Origin of the sequence: Archangium sp. (assembly GCF_036388035.1) — a bacterium.
Classification (GTDB): Bacteria; Myxococcota; Myxococcia; order Myxococcales; family Myxococcaceae; genus Archangium.
On record NZ_DASVSO010000025.1, the window covers coordinates 1 to 16,042 of the forward strand.

The 16,042-nt window shown below is 68.4% G+C and carries 14 protein-coding genes; 13 read left to right on the top strand and 1 reads right to left on the bottom strand.

The window, feature by feature from the left end:
- Positions 1-1,932 (bottom strand): FHA domain-containing protein (locus VF697_RS01040; protein WP_331091347.1); only part of this gene is annotated, 1,932 nt, incomplete at its 3' end.
- 168 nt (positions 1,933-2,100) lie between these two features.
- Here VF697_RS01040 and VF697_RS01045 point away from each other — a divergent pair.
- The 13 genes from VF697_RS01045 (at position 2,101) to VF697_RS01105 (ending at position 16,042) form a co-directional block, all read left to right on the top strand.
- On the top strand, positions 2,101-3,090 hold the full coding sequence (locus VF697_RS01045) for a ParB N-terminal domain-containing protein (RefSeq protein WP_331091349.1): 990 nt from the start codon (positions 2,101-2,103) through the stop codon (positions 3,088-3,090).
- Between the two features lie 23 nt (positions 3,091-3,113).
- A complete protein-coding gene (locus tag VF697_RS01050) occupies positions 3,114-4,511 on the top strand; it encodes a sigma-54 dependent transcriptional regulator (RefSeq protein ID WP_331091351.1) in 1,398 nt (465 codons plus the stop codon).
- A 192-nt stretch (positions 4,512-4,703) separates the two neighbouring features.
- Positions 4,704-5,618, top strand: coding sequence for a type II secretion system protein GspC (gspC, locus tag VF697_RS01055; RefSeq protein WP_331091353.1), 915 nt, complete (start codon positions 4,704-4,706; stop codon positions 5,616-5,618).
- A gap of 21 nt (positions 5,619-5,639) precedes the next feature.
- Entirely contained in the window at positions 5,640-8,192 is a 2,553-nt protein-coding gene (gene gspD / locus VF697_RS01060; RefSeq protein WP_331091355.1) for a type II secretion system secretin GspD, read from the top strand.
- 3 nt (positions 8,193-8,195) lie between these two features.
- A complete protein-coding gene (gspE, locus tag VF697_RS01065; protein WP_331091357.1) occupies positions 8,196-9,992 on the top strand; it encodes a type II secretion system ATPase GspE in 1,797 nt (598 codons plus the stop codon).
- A 66-nt stretch (positions 9,993-10,058) separates the two neighbouring features.
- Positions 10,059-11,309, top strand: coding sequence for a type II secretion system inner membrane protein GspF (gspF, locus tag VF697_RS01070; RefSeq protein WP_331091359.1), 1,251 nt, complete (start codon positions 10,059-10,061; stop codon positions 11,307-11,309).
- A 13-nt stretch (positions 11,310-11,322) separates the two neighbouring features.
- Complete coding sequence (locus tag VF697_RS01075) at positions 11,323-11,472, top strand: hypothetical protein (protein ID WP_331091361.1); 150 nt, start codon at positions 11,323-11,325, stop codon at positions 11,470-11,472.
- A gap of 65 nt (positions 11,473-11,537) precedes the next feature.
- Positions 11,538-11,960 carry a type II secretion system major pseudopilin GspG gene (gene gspG / locus VF697_RS01080; RefSeq protein WP_331091363.1) on the top strand — a complete coding sequence of 141 codons (423 nt, stop codon included), beginning with the start codon at positions 11,538-11,540 and terminating at the stop codon, positions 11,958-11,960.
- Positions 11,961-11,988: 28 nt separating this feature from the next.
- Complete coding sequence (locus VF697_RS01085; protein WP_331091365.1) at positions 11,989-12,486, top strand: type II secretion system protein GspG; 498 nt, start codon at positions 11,989-11,991, stop codon at positions 12,484-12,486.
- Positions 12,483-13,193 (top strand): type II secretion system protein, encoded by a 711-nt coding sequence (locus VF697_RS01090; protein ID WP_331091367.1) that lies wholly within the window; start codon positions 12,483-12,485, stop codon positions 13,191-13,193. Before VF697_RS01085 ends, VF697_RS01090 begins: the two co-directional genes overlap by 4 nt.
- Positions 13,190-14,008 carry a prepilin-type N-terminal cleavage/methylation domain-containing protein gene (locus tag VF697_RS01095; RefSeq protein WP_331091369.1) on the top strand — a complete coding sequence of 273 codons (819 nt, stop codon included), beginning with the start codon at positions 13,190-13,192 and terminating at the stop codon, positions 14,006-14,008. The genes VF697_RS01090 and VF697_RS01095 overlap by 4 nt, the downstream gene beginning before the upstream one ends.
- Entirely contained in the window at positions 14,005-14,676 is a 672-nt protein-coding gene (locus tag VF697_RS01100) for a type II secretion system protein GspJ (RefSeq protein ID WP_331091371.1), read from the top strand. Before VF697_RS01095 ends, VF697_RS01100 begins: the two co-directional genes overlap by 4 nt.
- 1 nt (position 14,677) lies before the next feature.
- Entirely contained in the window at positions 14,678-16,042 is a 1,365-nt protein-coding gene (locus VF697_RS01105; protein ID WP_331091373.1) for a type II secretion system minor pseudopilin GspK, read from the top strand.

A 16,042-nucleotide genomic window follows, 5' to 3' on the forward strand; every position in this document is an offset into this window, starting at 1 on the left:
GGGATCCCTGTCCCGCTGGAAGTAGGCCTGCTTGTACAGGTCATCCAGCTTGCCCTGGATGCTGTCCAGGCCCTCGCGAGCCTTGGAGTCCTCCGGGCGCAGGCGCAGGGCGTCGTTGAAGAAGCTGGCGGCACTGGCCAGGTCATTGCGAGCCAGCGCCCCCTTGCCCGCGACGACCGCGGACGCCGCGAGCTGGTTGTCGAGGGTGTCCCCCACGGGGCCCTTGAAGCCGATCTGCCGGTACAGGTCCGCCGAGGTGCGCAGCGGGCGCGCGGCGGACTCCAGGGCGTTGGATTGCACCTTGCGCTGGGCATCCTGGTAGACGCGCGCGAACTGGGGGATGAGCGTCTTGAGCCGCCTGGCCCGCTCGCGGATCTCCTTGTCGGAGCCGTTGGCGTCGATGACCCGGTCGCACTCGAGCGTGGCGCGCGCGTAGTCGCCCGTGTTGAAGCGCATCTCCACCGAGCTGAAGGCGGCGACGATGAAGGCCTCGCGCTGCTCCTTGGCCCGGCGGGCGGCGGCGGTCTTCTGCGCGCGCTCCCGAGCCGCCGCGTCATTGGCCTCCTCGGCGAGCAGCGTCTCCAGTTCCTCCAGCTTGCCCAGGTACAGTGGCTGGCTCTCGATGGGCAGCCGCTGGATGAGCGCCCGAGCGCCCTCCACGTCCCGGGCCTCCAGCGCCGCCTCCACCTGCTTCACCAGGTACTCGACGGCGAGCTTCTCCAGCTCGGCCTCGAGCTTCTTGCGCATGTCCTCGGTGAGCTGCGCGGTGCCGCGCGGCGTCTCCTCCAGCAGCGCGCGGGCCTCGTCGAACTTGTTCTCGTCCGCGAGCTGGCGCACCTGCGCGAACGCCTGGACGATGGTCAACTCCTTGCGCGCCACGGGCAGGAAGCCCTCCGTGTCCACGCCCGGGAAGAGCTCATCCGCCTCCTCGGCCAGCGCCACGGCTTGCGCGTAGCCACCGCCGCGGAAGGCCTTGCGTGCCTCCTGCATCAGCCCCCGGGCCTTCTCCTGCTTCGGGTTGGGCGGGGGCGGGGGCGGCGGGCCCCGCTTGATGAAGAGGACGCCTCCGCCCAGGAAGGCGAGCAGCACCACCAGCACGCCCGCCGCCATCATCCCCATCTTGCGCTTGGGCTGGTCGCGGCGTGGGATGTCGTTGATGTGGCGCACCTGCGTCTTCTTGTTCTCCTCGCCATTGGCCGCCTGCTCGCCACTCTCGGCGTTGGCTCCCGCCTCGGCCGGCTGTCCCTCGGTGCCCGCGGCCTCGCCCGCAGCGGCCTTCTTCTCGGCTTCCTCCGCCTCCTTCTCCTTGCGCTCGGCCTCCTCCTTCTCCTTGCGCTCGGCCTCCTCGGCCTCGGCGCGCATCCGCTTGATGCGCTCCAGCTCGTCGATGAAGCGCAGCTTCGTGCGGCCGATGAAGATGACGTCCTCGTGGGCCAGCTTGCGCTCGTCCACGCGCTCGTCGTTGATCTTCGTGCCGTTGCCGCTGCCGAGATCGCGCATCAGCACGCCGCTCTCGCCGCCAAACACCAGCTCCACGTGGCGGCGCGACACGGACTGGTCGTTGAGCACGAGGTCGCAGTCCAGCCCCCGGCCGATGACCATGCGCACGCTCTTGAATCGCTTGCGCTTGCCGCGGTCCGGGCCCTCGATGATCTCCAGCGACAGGGGAGGACCGGCGCGCGTGGCGTCCGGGTTGTCGTCGTCATCCGCCATCGGAGGAATCTCCTCCTCGGCCGTGCTCACGTCGTAGGCGCCCTCATCGCCCTCGGCGTACCCCTGCTCTTCCTCGGGGTACTCCTCCTCCTGGCGGGGCACACCCCGGCGAGCGCCGGTGGCGGCCTTGATGCGGGTGTTGCTCTGCCCACCCGACCCGGCCTCTTCGGACGGATCAGCGGACTTGGAACGGGAGGGGCGGCGGGACGGGGGAGCCATGCGGCCCGGCATCTTAGAGCGCCGGACCCGACTTGTAGACGCCTCCGAGCCGCCAGACCCGAAAGATGTACGCTAAAGTGTGCATTCTGACCTGAACCGCCCCGAGTCCTCGCTGCACGCACCCGCGGCGATGGCTTAGGGTCCTCCTCCGCGAGAAGGGGGACCCCCATGGCAGCGAAGTCACCGCGCAAGAAGGCAGCCACCACCACGACCCGCCGGCCCCGCCGGAAGAAGGCCGAGCCCAAGTCCAAGGGGCTCAGCGCCTCGGAGGTCGCGAGCGAGTCCGCCACGCCGCCCACCGAGCTGGTGCAGGGCATCCAGGAGGACGGCGGCGAGGTGCTCAGCGTGTACCGCGACCCCCTGGGCGCGCACACGGTGGTGTTCGCCGCCCTTCCCATCGACAAGGTGGAGCCCACCCCCTACCAGCGCGACGTCTCCGAGCCCCACATCAAGCGGCTGGCCGGGGCCATGGAGCGGCTGGACCGCTACCTCGACCCCATCATCGCCATCCGCAAGGAGGGCAAGTACTGGACGCCCAACGGCAACCACCGGCTCCAGGCCTCGAAGCTGCTGGGCGGCAGGTCCATCGTGGCGCTGGTGCTGCCCGAGGAGGACGTGGCCTATCAAATCCTCGCCCTCAACACGGAGAAGGCGCACAACCTGAAGGAGCGCTCGCTCGAGGTCATCCGCATGCACCGGGGCCTCACCGGGGCACGCGCCGGCAAGGAGTCCGACTTCGCCCACCTCTTCGAGGAGCCCTCCTTCCTCACCCTCGGGGCCGCCTATGAGAAGCGCCCGCGCCTGTCCGGGGCCGCCTACCACCCCTTCGTCAAGCGGGTGGAGTCCTTCCAGGCCCTCCCCCTGGCCGAGGCCCTTCGGCTGCGCGAGGCCCGCGCGGACAAGCTGCTGGAGCTCGACGACGCGGTGGCCGCCGTGGTGGACACCCTCAAGGGCCGGGGGATGCAGAGCCCCTACCTCAAGAACTTCGTCGTGGCGCGCATCAACTTCCTGCGCTTCAAGAAGGAGGGCACCGCCGAGTTCGACCCCACCCTGGCCCGGATGCTCTCCAGCGCCCGGCGCTTCAACGTGGACAAGGTCAACCGCGAGGACCTCAACCGCATGGGAGGGCCCCTCCTCGTGCCCGAGGATGAGGAATAAGGATTGCAGGGACTGGCTCCCCCATGACGACACCCGCCACCACCGTCCTGGTCGTCGATGACGATCGCGCCAACCTCGACTCCGTCGCGCGCATCTTCCAGCGCGAGGGGCTGGAGACCCTCACCGCCAGCAACGGCACCGAGGCGCTGGAGCTGCTGCGCCGGCCCGAAGTCAGCATCATGGTGACGGATCTGATGATGCCCGGCATGGACGGGCAGGAGCTGCTCAAGGCCTCGCGCACCATCCGCCCGGACGTGGAGGTGGTGCTGATGACGGCCTACGGCACGGTGGAGACGGCCGTGGCGGCCATGAAGGACGGCGCCTACGACTTCATCACCAAGCCCCTCAAGCGGCACTCGCTGGTGAAGGCCATCCAGAAGGCGCTGGAGCGGCACGAGCTGGCGGCGGAGAACCGGGTCCTCAAGGCGAAGCTGGCCGAGATGGGCAACACCGGCGGGCGGGCCATGGTGGGCCAGTCCCCCGCCTTCCGGGCGATGATGGACACCCTGCGCCAGGCCGCGCCCTCCACCGCCACCATCCTGCTGCTGGGCGAGTCGGGCACCGGCAAGGAGCTGGCCGCGCGCGCCCTGCACGAGCAGTCCAACCGGGCCAAGGGCCCCTTCGTGGCCATCAACTGCGGCGCGCTGCCCGAGAGCATCCTCGAGGCAGAACTCTTCGGCGTGGAGCGCGGCGCCTTCACCGGCGCGGTGGCCCGTCGCGAGGGCCGCTTCGAGCGCGCCAGCGGCGGCACCCTCTTCCTGGACGAGGTGGGCGAGATGCCCCTGGCCGCCCAGGTGAAGCTCCTGCGCGTCCTCCAGGAGGGCGAGCTCGAGCGCCTGGGTGGTACCCAGACGGTCAAGGTGGACGTCCGCATCGTCGCCGCCACCAACAAGGATCTGCAGCGCGAGGTGGCCGAGGGCCGCTTCCGCGAGGACCTCTACTACCGCCTCAACGTGGTGGAGGTGCGCATCCCCGCGCTCGCCTCGCGCCGCGAGGACATCCCCCTGCTGGCCGACGCCTTCCTCCGCCGCTTCGCCGCCAAGAATGGCAAGGCCCTGCGCGGCTTCTCCCCCGACGCCCTGAGCACCCTGGAGAACTACGCCTGGCCGGGCAACGTGCGAGAGCTGGAGCACGCCGTCGAGCGCGCGGTGGTGCTCGCCAAGAGCGACGTGCTGGAGGTAGTGGACCTGCCCGAGACGGTGCGCAAGGGCCCGCTGGGCTCGGCCGGACAACTCGTCATCCCGATCGGCACTCCCATGGAGGAGGTCGAGCGTCGGGTGATCCACGAGACCCTGCGGCACACCAAGGGGGACAAGACCCTGGCGGCCCGCCTGCTGGGCATCGCGGCCCGCACCATCTACCGCAAGCTGGAGCGTGAGGCCTCGGGCGGTGAGGGCCCCTCCTCGCCCCCGGCCGAGTGACAGCGCGTCAGGCCGGCCGTCGGTCCGCTGACATTTTGTCCCACGCCGTCGCGGCCTGGGCCCGAGCAGTCAGGGGCCCCGCTTATTCCGGAATGATTTCGCGTACTTGGCTGTAAGGGACGGGTTGCCCGCTCCCCTTCGCGGGTGGCACCCCGCTTGCTCAATCCCGGGCAGGCCCTTTTCGGACGCGTGATGGAACTCTTCTTCCGCAAATACTTTTGGACCGTGAACCTGGTGTTCATCCTGCTGGTCGCCCTGCTCGGGGCGCGCACGGTGAACCTGTTCGTCGAGTCCGCCCTCACCCCGGTGCCCTCGGGCCAGGTGTCGGCACCGCAGAAGGCGAAGACCCACGAGGTGCTGGCCTCGTTGGACCTCAAGCGCCTGTCGGACCTCACCGGCGTGGCCGTGCCCGAGCCGGACCCCATCGTGGCCGAGCCCACCGCGCCCGTGGTGGACCCCAACGCCGCGCCCGTCAAGAGCGGCATGCGCGTGAAGCTGCTGGGCACCCTGGTGGCCAGCGACAAGCTGTGGTCCGTGTCCTCCATCCAGGACATGACCAACCAGCGCTCCACCACATACATGGTGGGCGACCGCATCCAGGGCGCCGAGGTGCTCGACATCGAGCGCTCGCGCGTCATCATCCTCAACAACGGCCGCAAGGAGTTCATCGACAACCAGCCCGGTGATGGCTCCGGGGCCGTGGCCGCCTACACCCCGCCGGTGCCCGCGGGCCCCGCCGTGCAGCCTCCTGGCAATGGCCTGGGCAACGGCATCCGCGCCGTGAGCGAGAACGACTACGAGGTGCCGCGCACGGAGATCGACCGCACGCTGGCCAACCTCAACGACGTGGCCATGCAGGCGCGCATCGTCCCGGCCTTCAAGGACGGTCAGGCGCAGGGCTTCAAGCTCTTCTCCATCCGTCCGGACTCCATCTACTCGAAGATTGGCGTCCAGAACGGCGATGTCATCAAGCGCATCAACGGCTTCGAGCTCAACAGCCCGGAGAAGGCCCTCGAGGTCTACACCAAGCTGAAGGAAGCCTCGCGGATCGAGATCGAGCTGGAGCGCAACGGCTCGAGCATCCGCAAGAACTACACCATCCGCTAACCCGCAGTACCCCTTCCCTCCATGAAGACGCTTCCGTCCTGGTTGCTCCTGCTGTGCCTCGGGCTCACCGCGCCCGCGCTGGCCCAGCGCCGCCCCGGTCCGCCTGCTCCGGCGGGCACTCCCGCCGGGCAGGTCTCCCCGCAGACGCCCGATGCTCCCGAGGGCGGTGGCGCCACCATCCGGCCCACGCCCTCCTGCGAGGAGGTCCGTCGCCGCGCCCGCTACGGCATCTACTTCGACAAGGTGGATATCGAGAAGCTGGTGCAGACCGTGTCGGACGCCACCTGCCGGACGTTCATCCTCCCGGAGAACGTGCGCGGGAAGATCTCCATCATCGGCCCGGAGAACGGCCGCGTGGAGGTGGATGCGGACCAGTTCTACGCCGCCTTCCTCGCGGCGCTCGACGCCAACGGCCTGTCCGTCTACCAGCACGGGCGCTTCATGAAGATCGTGGACAAGCGCGCCGCCAAGCAGAACCCCATCCCCACGCTCATCGACGGGGACGCGCCGTACACCACCAATGAGCAGATGATCACCAAGCTGTTCCGCATCAAGAACGTGGAGGTGGAGCCCCTCCGCGGCGTGCTGCAGCAGCTCGTGTCCAAGGACGGCGACACGATTCCCTACCCGCCGGACATCATCATCGTCAACGACGTGGGCTCCAACGTGCACCGCCTGGAGCGGCTGATTGATCAGCTCGACTCGCGCGCGGCCAGCGACGAGGTGCGCATCATCCAGGTGCAGTACGCCACCGCGCAGGACGTGGCCGGCACGGTGCAGAAGCTCTTCGAGCAGAAGGGTGGCGCCCGTCCCGGCAGCCGCCCGGGTGCTCCCTCCATGGTGCCGCCGCCCGGGGGCCCCGTCGGAGAGGGCATTCCCATGAACAACACCGGTGCCGAGCCGGGCTCCGGCGGGCCGGTGACCTTCTCGCAGATCATCCCCGACGAGCGCACCAACAAGCTCATCGTCGTGGCCAGCCCCGCCGCCTTCGAGCGCATCCAGAGCATGGTGCGCGAGCTGGACATCCCCACCGCCGGCACCGAGCGCATCAACGTCTACCCGCTCGAGAACGCCAACGCCGAGGAGATCGCCAGCACGCTGCAGACGCTCTCGCAGGGCAGCGCCAGCCGTCCGCGCACGCCCACGCCCCAGCCTCCTCCGGGTGTGCCCCGCCCCGGTGGCGGCACCTCCTCCGCCGAGCTGTTCGCCGGCGAGGTGAAGATCTCCGCGGACAAGGGCACCAACTCGCTGGTCATCATCGCCAGCCAGAGCGACTACCGCAGCCTCACGCGCGTCATCCGCGAGCTGGACAAGCCGCGGCGCCAGGTGTTCGTCGAGGCCGTCATCATGGAGGTCAACCTCGACCGCAACAACCAGTTCGGGCTGAACCTGCACAGCGGCTACTCGCTGTCCACACCGCTGGGTGAGGGCGCGGGCATCGTGGGCACCAAGTACACCAGCAGCGGCGCGCCGCCCTCCTTCTCGCTCGTCAACCTGGCCAACTTCGGCGGCTTCCTCGCCGGCCTCCAGGGCCCCGTCATCCCCGAGCTGAAGAACCTGGGCATCGACATCCCCGCCTTCGGCGTGGTGCTGCACGCGCTCCAGCAGAGCTCGGACGTCAACGTGCTCTCCACCCCGCACATCCTCACCAGCGACAACGAGGAGGCGGAGATCACCGTGGGCCAGAACGTGCCCTTCCAGGCGGGCTTCACGCCTTCCTCGCTGGGGACCGGCCTCGGCACCGGCACCGCCGGCGGCGGCGTCAACCCGTCGCTGCTCGGCGCCCTGGGCGGCCTGGGCAGCCTCTACGCCCCCATCAACCGCCAGAACGTCGAGCTCAAGCTCAGCATCAAGCCGCAGATCAACGAGAGCGACTACATCCGCCTGACCATCGCCGAGCAGACCGAGGAGATCGCCTCCACGGATCCGGTGCTCGGTCCCACCACCGCCAAGCGCAGCGCCAAGACGACGGTGGTGGCCAAGGATCAGGAGACGGTCGTCATCGGCGGCATCATGCAGGAGCGCACGCTCGAGTCCGTCTCCAAGGTGCCCATCCTGGGCGACGTGCCCCTGCTGGGCCACCTCTTCCGGGAGACGAACCGGCGCAAGACGAAGACGAACCTGCTGCTCTTCCTCACGCCCTACATCATCCGCGAGCAGTCGGACTTCCGGCGCATCTTCGAGCGCAAGATGAAGGAGCGGCAGCAGTTCGTGGAGCAGTTCTACGGTCAGGTGGCCGGCTACGACGTGCCGGTGGACTTCACCCGCAAGAGTGGCCCGCTGAGCCGCATGCGCCAGGTGGTGCACGCCGAGGAGAGCAAGCTGGAGAACGGCGGCCCCGGGGTGCAGGGCGAGCGCGTCATCCGCCCGGAGGGCTCGAGCAGCACACGGCCGGCCAGCCCCTCGACCGCCACTCCCCGCTCCTCGTCTCCTGCGGGCGGGGAAGTCTCGCCCTCGCAGGGGGGTTCCTTGACTCCAGTTCCGTCGGAGGAGCCGGTCCCCGTGCAGCCTCCGTCCGCTCCTCCCGAGGAGGAGCGGCTCCGCATCCAGCCGGACACCGGGGAAGAGAGATAGACCATGAGCCTGCTCGCCGACGCGCCGCTCGCAAAGCCCGCGCCTGACGTCTCCACCCAGATTGTCGCCCACGGCCCCGCCTACCTGTGTGGCCGGCCGCTGGGGGAGATCCTCCGCGCCACGTCTGGCCTCACCGAGGAGAAGCTCCAGGAGGCGCTCCAGCTCCAGGCCGAGAAGGGCGGCCGGCTGGGGGAGATCCTGGTGGGCATGAAGGCCGTCGGCGAGGAGGACGTGGCCAAGGCGCTCGGCCTCCAGCTCGACATGCCCTACCTGGCGCGCATCTTCCTGGAGGAGGTGGACGCCGGGCTCATCAAGCGGGTGCCCATCAACTTCGCCAAGCAGGCGAAGATCCTCCCCCTCTCCGTGGATGGGGACGCCGTGGCCCTGGCGGTGGCGGATCCGCTGGACACCACCGTGCTGGACCACGCGCGCATGCTGCTGGGGCAGAACATCCACCCGCGCATCGCGCTCGGCTCCACCATCACCGACGCCATCAACAGCGTCTATGACCGTGCGTCCAACGAGGCCGAGCAGCTCGTGGACGAGCTGGAGGCCACGGACCTCGACTCCATCGCCCATGACATGGACGAGGTGAAGGACCTCATCGACGACGCGGGGGACGAGGCGCCGATCATCCGCCTCATCAACTCCGTGCTCTTCCGCGCCGCCAAGGAGCGCGCCAGCGATATCCACATCGAGCCGATGGACCGCGAGCTCCTGGTGCGCTTCCGCGTGGACGGCGTGCTGCAGGAGATCATCAAGCCGCCCAAGCGCTACCAGAACGCCATCGTCGGCCGCGTGAAGGTGATGGGCCAGCTCAACATCGCGGAGAAGCGCCTGCCCCAGGACGGCCGCATCCGCATCAAGCTGGCGGGCCGGGACATCGACATCCGTCTGTCCACCATCCCCACCACCTTCGGCGAGCGCATCGTCATGCGCTTGCTGGACAAGAACACCACGCTGCTCGACCTGACCGAGCTGGGCATGGCCTCCCACACGCTGGAGGGCATGGAGCACGTCATCCGCCGTCCGCACGGCATCGTCCTGGTGACGGGCCCCACCGGTAGCGGCAAGACGACGACGCTCTACGGCGCGCTCTCGCGCATCAACACCCCGGACCTCAACATCCTCACCGTCGAGGACCCGGTGGAGTACCAGCTCAAGGGCATCGGCCAGATGGCCGTCAGCCCGAAGATTGGCCTGAGCTTCGCCCAGGGCCTGCGCGCCTTCCTCCGCCAGGACCCGGACGTCATCATGGTCGGCGAAATCCGCGACAAGGAGACGGCGGAGATCGCCATCCAGGCGTCGCTGACGGGCCACCTGGTGTTCTCCACGGTCCACACCAACGACGCGGCCAGCGCCGTCACCCGTCTGGTGGACATGGGCGTGGAGCCCTTCCTCGTGGCCTCCTCGCTCACCGCCATCCTCGCCCAGCGCCTGGTGCGCCGCGTGTGCCCGGACTGCCGCGTGCAGTACATGCCCACCGAGGAAGAGGTGAAGGAGCTCGGCATGTCGCGGGCGACGTTCAAGGAACGCTACGGCGTGGAGAAGATCTACAAGGCCACCGGCTGCCCCTCCTGCAACCAGAACGGCTACCGCGGCCGCACGGGTATCTACGAGCTGCTGCTGGTGGACGACACCGTGCGCCAGCTCGCGCTGAAGAACGTGGACGCCTCCACCATCAAGAAGGCCGCCATCGCCAACGGCATGCTCACGCTGCTGGATGACGGCGCGCGCAAGATCGCCCTGGGCGAGACGACCATCGCCGAGGTCCTCAGCATCACCCAGGAGGATCTCTAAGGGATTCCCGCCCCGAGCCGCCCGGAAGGGAGAGGCTCGGGGCGCGGTTTTACTCCGCGAGCCACCATGCCAGTCTTCGAGTACAAGGGCCTCAATCAGGCCGGTAAGCCCATCAAGGGAATCCTCGAGGCGGATTCGCCCAAGACCCTGCGCTCCCAGCTGCGCAAGGACGGCATCTTCCTCACGGACGTCATCGGCCAGGCCGAAGGCAGCCGCGCGGGCGTGCGCAAGGGCGCCAACGCGGCCCACGCCGACCGTGAGCTGAAGATGGGCGGCGGCGGCCGCATCAGCACCGATGACATCGCCATCACCACGCGTCAGCTCGCCACCCTGCTGGGCGCGGGCGTGACGCTGGTGGAGGCCCTCACCGCCCTGGTGGACCAGGTCGAGAAGGAGAAGCTCAAGCGCATCATCTCCGACGTGAAGCAGAACGTGAACGAGGGCAAGTCCCTCGGAGATGCGCTCGCGGCCCACGAGAAGGTGTTCGGCGCGCTCTACGTCAACATGGTGCGCTCCGGTGAGCACTCGGGCGCCCTGGACGCGGTGCTGCTGCGCCTGGCCGACTTCACCGAGAGCCAGTCCAAGCTCCAGCAGAAGATCATCGGCACGATGACCTACCCCGCCATCATGATGCTGGTGGGCGTGGGCATCCTCACGCTGCTGATGGTGGTCGTCATCCCGAAGGTCACGAAGATCTTCACCACGATGAAGGCCACCCTGCCCATCACCACGCGCGCCCTCATCTTTGGCAGCAACTTCCTGCGCGACTGGTGGTTCATCCTCTTCCCGGCCATCTTCGGCATCATCTTCGGCCTGACGACGTACTTCCGCAGCCCCAAGGGCAAGCCGGTGTGGGATCGCTTCGCCCTCAAGGCCCCCATCTTCGGCAGCCTGCTGCGCCTGCTGGCCATCTCGCGCTTCTCGCGCACGCTGGCCACCCTGCTCAAGAGCGGCGTGCCGCTGCTGGTGGCCATGGACATCACCAAGGCGGTGATGACCAACTCGGTGCTGGCCGAGGTGGTGGAGAAGGCCCGCGACGCCATCCGCGAGGGCGAGAGCATCGCCGGGCCCCTCAAGCGCTCGGGCGAGTTCCCCCCGCTCGTCTACCACATGGTCGCCATCGGCGAGCGCTCCGGGCAGTTGGAGGACATGCTGCTCTCGGTGGCCGACAGCTACGAGAACCAGGTGAACGTGCGCATCGGCGCCCTCACCTCCATGCTCGAGCCCCTGCTCACCGTGTTCATGGGCGTGATCATTGCATTCGTGGCCTTCTCGGTCCTGATGCCGATTCTGCAGGTGAACTCGGCCATCCGGTGACGGAGGCATCCCGATGAACGACTCGCTCGACCGGTGGATCCAAGGCGTCACCCTCGCGGCGCTGCTCGCCCTGACGGCGACGCTGCTCACCGTGGGGGTGGCCCTGTACTCCGCCGACTCGGAGGCCGGGACGACGGCCACCAGCAGCACGACGCAGCCCTAGACATTTTGACAGCAACGACTCCCCAACGACCCGGCGGCTTGCCGAAAAGTCACGAGAGGACAGACATGAGCGACAAGAAGACGAAGCAGCAGCGTCGCCGCCAGCGCGGCATGACCCTCATCGAGATCATGGTGGTGATCACCATCCTCGGCCTGATCATGGCCGCGGTGGGCGTGGCCGTCATTCCGAAGCTCGACGAGGCCAAGCAGGACACGGCGCGGCTGGACATGGCCAACATCAACCAGGCCCTCAAGCTCTACTACGCCAAGAAGGGCAAGTTCCCCGACACCGGCACCGGCCTGCGCGCCCTGGTGGATACCAACAACCTGGAGCGCATCCCCACCGACCCCTGGGGCCACGAGTACGTGTACATGAACGAGGGCGGCAAGCCCGTCATCATGTCCTACGGCGCGGACGGCACCGCTGGCGGCGAGGGCCCGGACTCGGACCTCTCCTCGAAGGACACGGCCGCCTCGGCCCAGAAGTAGCAAGAAGCCGAGACGAGGAACGACGATCATGACTTCCGAGCACGCCCCCACGCACATGCAGGCCGAAGAGACGGTGCGCCCGTCCCGCGTGGGGCGGCTCGTCGTCGCCCTCGTCATCCTCGCGGCCACGGCGGGGGCCTTCGGCATCGCCCGCCTCACCTTCGACTCGACGCTCACCCCGGTGCAGCGCCAGGCGCGAGCGGAGATCCGCGGGCTGGAGGGCTACTTCAAGTCCTTCCACCGCATCACCGCGCGCTTCCCCTCCCAGGCGGAGAACTTCTATCCGCTCCTCCAGGTGGGGCTCATCAAGGAGATCCCCGTGGATCCCTGGGGCCGCACCTACCAGTACCGGATGGACGGAGGGAAGGGCTACGTCATGTCGTACGGCTCGGACGGAGTGCCCGGTGGCACCGGGGAGGCCGCGGATCTCATCAGCGGCGGCGTGCTGAACAACGCCATCCTGGGGACGCCCGAGCAGCAGCAGGAGCAGCAACAGCAGGAGGCGGCACGGGGAGGAAAGCCATGAGCGTGCTCGCTCGTCAGAGGGCGCGGGAGCGCGGCCTCACCCTCATCGAGGTGTCCATCTCGCTGGGCATCGCCGCGGTGCTGTTCGCCGCCGTCACCATCTCCATCGGCGCCCTCACGGGCGCCAAGGCCAAGGCGTCCGCCAGCGAGCTGGCCGGCGTCATGCGCTCGCTGTACGACACCGCCGCGCTCAGCGGGAAGACGTGCCGGCTCGTCTTCGAGCTGGCCGATCCCAAGCTCGAGGACGGCTCCACGCGCTACCACGCCGAGTGCGCCGCGGGGAACGTCACCACCTCGAGGGATCGCGACGAGATGCTGCGCGAGGAGAGCCGCGAGCGCGAGAAGAGCGACAAGGGTCGTGACTCGCGCCGCAACTACACCCGCGGCAGCAACGGCGAGCCCGGCCTGGATGAGATCATGGCCCAGGAGGAGAGCCGCGTGGAGAGCGCCGCGCGCTTCTCCGCCTTCACCGCCGAGGAGCTCGGGCCCCGCGAGCTGCCCGGAGGCGTCGCCGTCTCCGTGTGGACGCGCCACCAGCGCGAGGCCGTCGACAAGGGAGTGGCTTACCTCTACTTCTTCCCGCAGGGCTACACGGAGAAGGCCCAGATCTACGTGCGCCAGGGAGACAACGTCTGGACCCTCACCGTCGCCCCGCTGACCGGCAAGGTCTCCATCGTGGGCGAGGCGCTGGAGGTTCCCCGGTCATGAGACGCAACCGCGGCTTCACCCTGCTGGAGACGGTGGTGGCGCTCGCCATCCTGGCGATGGCGCTGATGGCCATCTTCGACATCAACTCCGGCGCGATCGCCAACCACGCCTACGCCAAGAAGCTCACCGTGGCCACGCTCCTGGCCCGCTCGAAGATGACGGACCTGGAGCAGACGCTCTACGACGACGGCTTCGCCGCCGACGACAAGGAGGAGTCCGGCGACTTCTCCGCGGAGGGCTGGGACAACTACAAGTGGCGGGCGAAGATCATCGCCCCGCAGACGGACGGCGTGTCGCCGGACCAGCTCATCGGCGCCATCTTCAACCTCCCCATCGGCGAGGGCGGGGACATGGGCGGCCTGGCCTCCATGTTCGGAGGCGGCGGGGGCAAGGACGACAAGGGCGGGCCCCAACAGGGCATGAACCCCATGGCCGGCGCGGCGATGGGCATGGCCCAGCCCATGTTCACCCAGATGGTGCAGCAGATCACCCAGACGGTGCGCGAGGTCCACCTCACCGTGTACTGGCGGGACGGCACCCAGGTGGAGAGCCTGGACCTGGTCACCCACCTGGTGTCGCTGGGCCCCGGCTCGGACCGCAACGGCGGCTTCCAGCCCAACAACGGCACGCAGCCAGGGGACATGGCCAACCAGTGGGTGAACCCGAGCACCGGCTTCATCGTGCAGAACGCCGTCGCGGGCCCCAACGGCATGGTGGATCCGGCGACCGGCCAGCAGCTGATGCGGCGCTCGGACTGGCTGCAGCAGCGCGGTGCCGGTGGCGGCGTCGTGCCGGGCGGGAAGGTGCCGCAATGAAGCGCTCGGCGCGTGGCTTCACGCTGATGGAGATCATGATCGCCGTGGCCATCACCGCCCTCATGGGCGCGATGGTGGCCATGGCCTTCCAGACGGGCTTCAACGCCAAGGAAGTGGTGGAGACCGAGGCCGACCACTACCGCATGCTGCGCGTGGCCATGAACCGCATGGCGCGGGAGATCAGCTCCGCGTACGTGAGCGACCGCTACGACGGGCGACGCTACCGCGATCAGAACGACCGGCCGACCAACTTCGTGGGCGAGGAGGACCGGCTGCTCTTCACCACCTTCTCCAACCAGCGCATGTACACGGACGCCAAGGAGTCCGATCAGGCGGTCGTGGAGTACTTCCTCCAGTCGTCCTCCGAACGAGGGGCCAACGGTCGGCAGGACCTGATGCGCCGGGCGAATCCGAATGTTGAAGACCGAATGGATCGCGGCGGAACCACGGATGTGCTCTTCGAGGGCGTGAAGAAGCTGGAGCTCGCCTACTGGGACACCGACCGCAAGGAGTGGGACGACGAGTGGGACACCCGTCGGCTGGAGAAGAAGACAAAGCTCCCCACGCGTGTTCGCATCACCCTGGTAGCGCTCGACGAGAACGGCAAGGAAGTGCGCTACACCACCCAGACCCGTGTGATGCTCAACACGGAGCTCCCCCGGTACTGAGATGAAGAGCCCCAAGCACCAGAAGGCCCGGCGGGCGAACGCTCGCCGAGATGCCCGCAAGGAGCGCGGTCAGCGCGGTGTGGCGCTCATCATCGCGGTGGTGGCCATCACCCTGCTCACCGTCGTGGCCACGGAGTTCGCCTACAACACGCGCGTGGATCTCCAGCTCGCGGCCAACCAGCGCGACGAGCTGCAGGCCACGTACATGGCGCGCTCCGGCGTGGCGCTCTCGCGCCTGCTGCTGCGCTTCCAGAAGCAGGTGGACCAGACGCCCATTCCCAACATCGGGGACATGCTGCGCAAGCTCCCGGGCATGGGCGGAACGGCACCGGGCACGGGCGCGGGCGCGCAGCAGCCCGCCTCCACGCTCAACCTCCAGCTCTGGAAGCTCGCTCGGGTGGACTGCCACATGCTCCGCGGTCTGGTGAAGGGCGGCGGCGCCGAGGTCGAGGGCGAGGAGGACGAGGGCCCCGTCGCCCCCGCGCTCCACGAGAACGATGACGAGGGCTCGTCCGAGCTCTCGTTGGCCCCCGCCAGGCGCTCCTTTGGCAGCTTCGATGGCTGCTTCCTCTCCACCATCTCGGACGAGGAGGAGAAGCTCAACCTGCACCGCCTCAACGCGGGCAGTGGCGATGCGCTGCCCACCATCATGCGGCTGACGGATCTGCTCGGGGACAAGCGCTTCGAGTTCCTCTTCTCGCGCGAGGACGCCAATGGTGCCCGCGTCAACCCGCAGGACGTCATCATCGCCATCAAGGACTGGGTGGACGAGGACCAGGTGCAGTCGGCGTTGAACGTGAATGATCCGGTCAACCCGCTCACCGCCGGCTTCTCCGACGAGGGCTCGCCCTACAGCCGCTACGAGCCGCGCTACCAGCCGAAGAACGCGCGCTTCGACAGCATGGACGAGCTGTACCGCGTCCATGGCGTGTCGGATCGCTTCATGGCCGCCTTCCGGGACCGGCTCACCGTGTACCCGGACGTCAACTCCAAGCCGAACGTCAACACGGATGACCCGCTGATGATCTACATGGCCATCCTGTCGGCGGCGGACCCGGCGCGGCCGGACCCGCGGCTGAGGGACCCGGTCTTCGTGCAGGAGCTCATCACGCGCATCCGCGCGGCGCGGGCCTTCAGCTTCCTGGGCACGAGCGTGGCGGACTTCGTCACGGCCATCGAAACCGCGGGCATCGCCGTCAACCCGGCCCTCAAGGCGAACGTGGCCGGCAACCGCCTGCTGGGCGACAAGAGCAACACTTTCAGCATCAAGTCCGTGGGTGAGGCGGGGTCGGTCCAGAAGACCATCACCGCCGTCATCAAGCTCGACACCGGGCTCGGACAACTCCTTTATTGGAGAGAGGAATAA

Excerpts from the sequence above, each read along its gene's own strand:
- VF697_RS01045 (WP_331091349.1), top strand. The coding sequence starts at position 2,101 with ATGGCAGCGAAGTCACCGCGCAAGAAGGCAGCCACCACCACGACCCGC.
- VF697_RS01050 (WP_331091351.1), top strand. The coding sequence starts at position 3,114 with ATGACGACACCCGCCACCACCGTCCTGGTCGTCGATGACGATCGCGCC.
- gspC (WP_331091353.1), top strand. The coding sequence starts at position 4,704 with ATGGAACTCTTCTTCCGCAAATACTTTTGGACCGTGAACCTGGTGTTC.
- gspD (WP_331091355.1), top strand. The coding sequence starts at position 5,640 with ATGAAGACGCTTCCGTCCTGGTTGCTCCTGCTGTGCCTCGGGCTCACC.
- gspE (WP_331091357.1), top strand. The coding sequence starts at position 8,196 with ATGAGCCTGCTCGCCGACGCGCCGCTCGCAAAGCCCGCGCCTGACGTC.
- gspF (WP_331091359.1), top strand. The coding sequence starts at position 10,059 with ATGCCAGTCTTCGAGTACAAGGGCCTCAATCAGGCCGGTAAGCCCATC.
- VF697_RS01075 (WP_331091361.1), top strand. The coding sequence starts at position 11,323 with ATGAACGACTCGCTCGACCGGTGGATCCAAGGCGTCACCCTCGCGGCG.
- gspG (WP_331091363.1), top strand. The coding sequence starts at position 11,538 with ATGAGCGACAAGAAGACGAAGCAGCAGCGTCGCCGCCAGCGCGGCATG.
- VF697_RS01085 (WP_331091365.1), top strand. The coding sequence starts at position 11,989 with ATGACTTCCGAGCACGCCCCCACGCACATGCAGGCCGAAGAGACGGTG.
- VF697_RS01090 (WP_331091367.1), top strand. The coding sequence starts at position 12,483 with ATGAGCGTGCTCGCTCGTCAGAGGGCGCGGGAGCGCGGCCTCACCCTC.
- VF697_RS01095 (WP_331091369.1), top strand. The coding sequence starts at position 13,190 with ATGAGACGCAACCGCGGCTTCACCCTGCTGGAGACGGTGGTGGCGCTC.
- VF697_RS01100 (WP_331091371.1), top strand. The coding sequence starts at position 14,005 with ATGAAGCGCTCGGCGCGTGGCTTCACGCTGATGGAGATCATGATCGCC.
- VF697_RS01105 (WP_331091373.1), top strand. The coding sequence starts at position 14,678 with ATGAAGAGCCCCAAGCACCAGAAGGCCCGGCGGGCGAACGCTCGCCGA.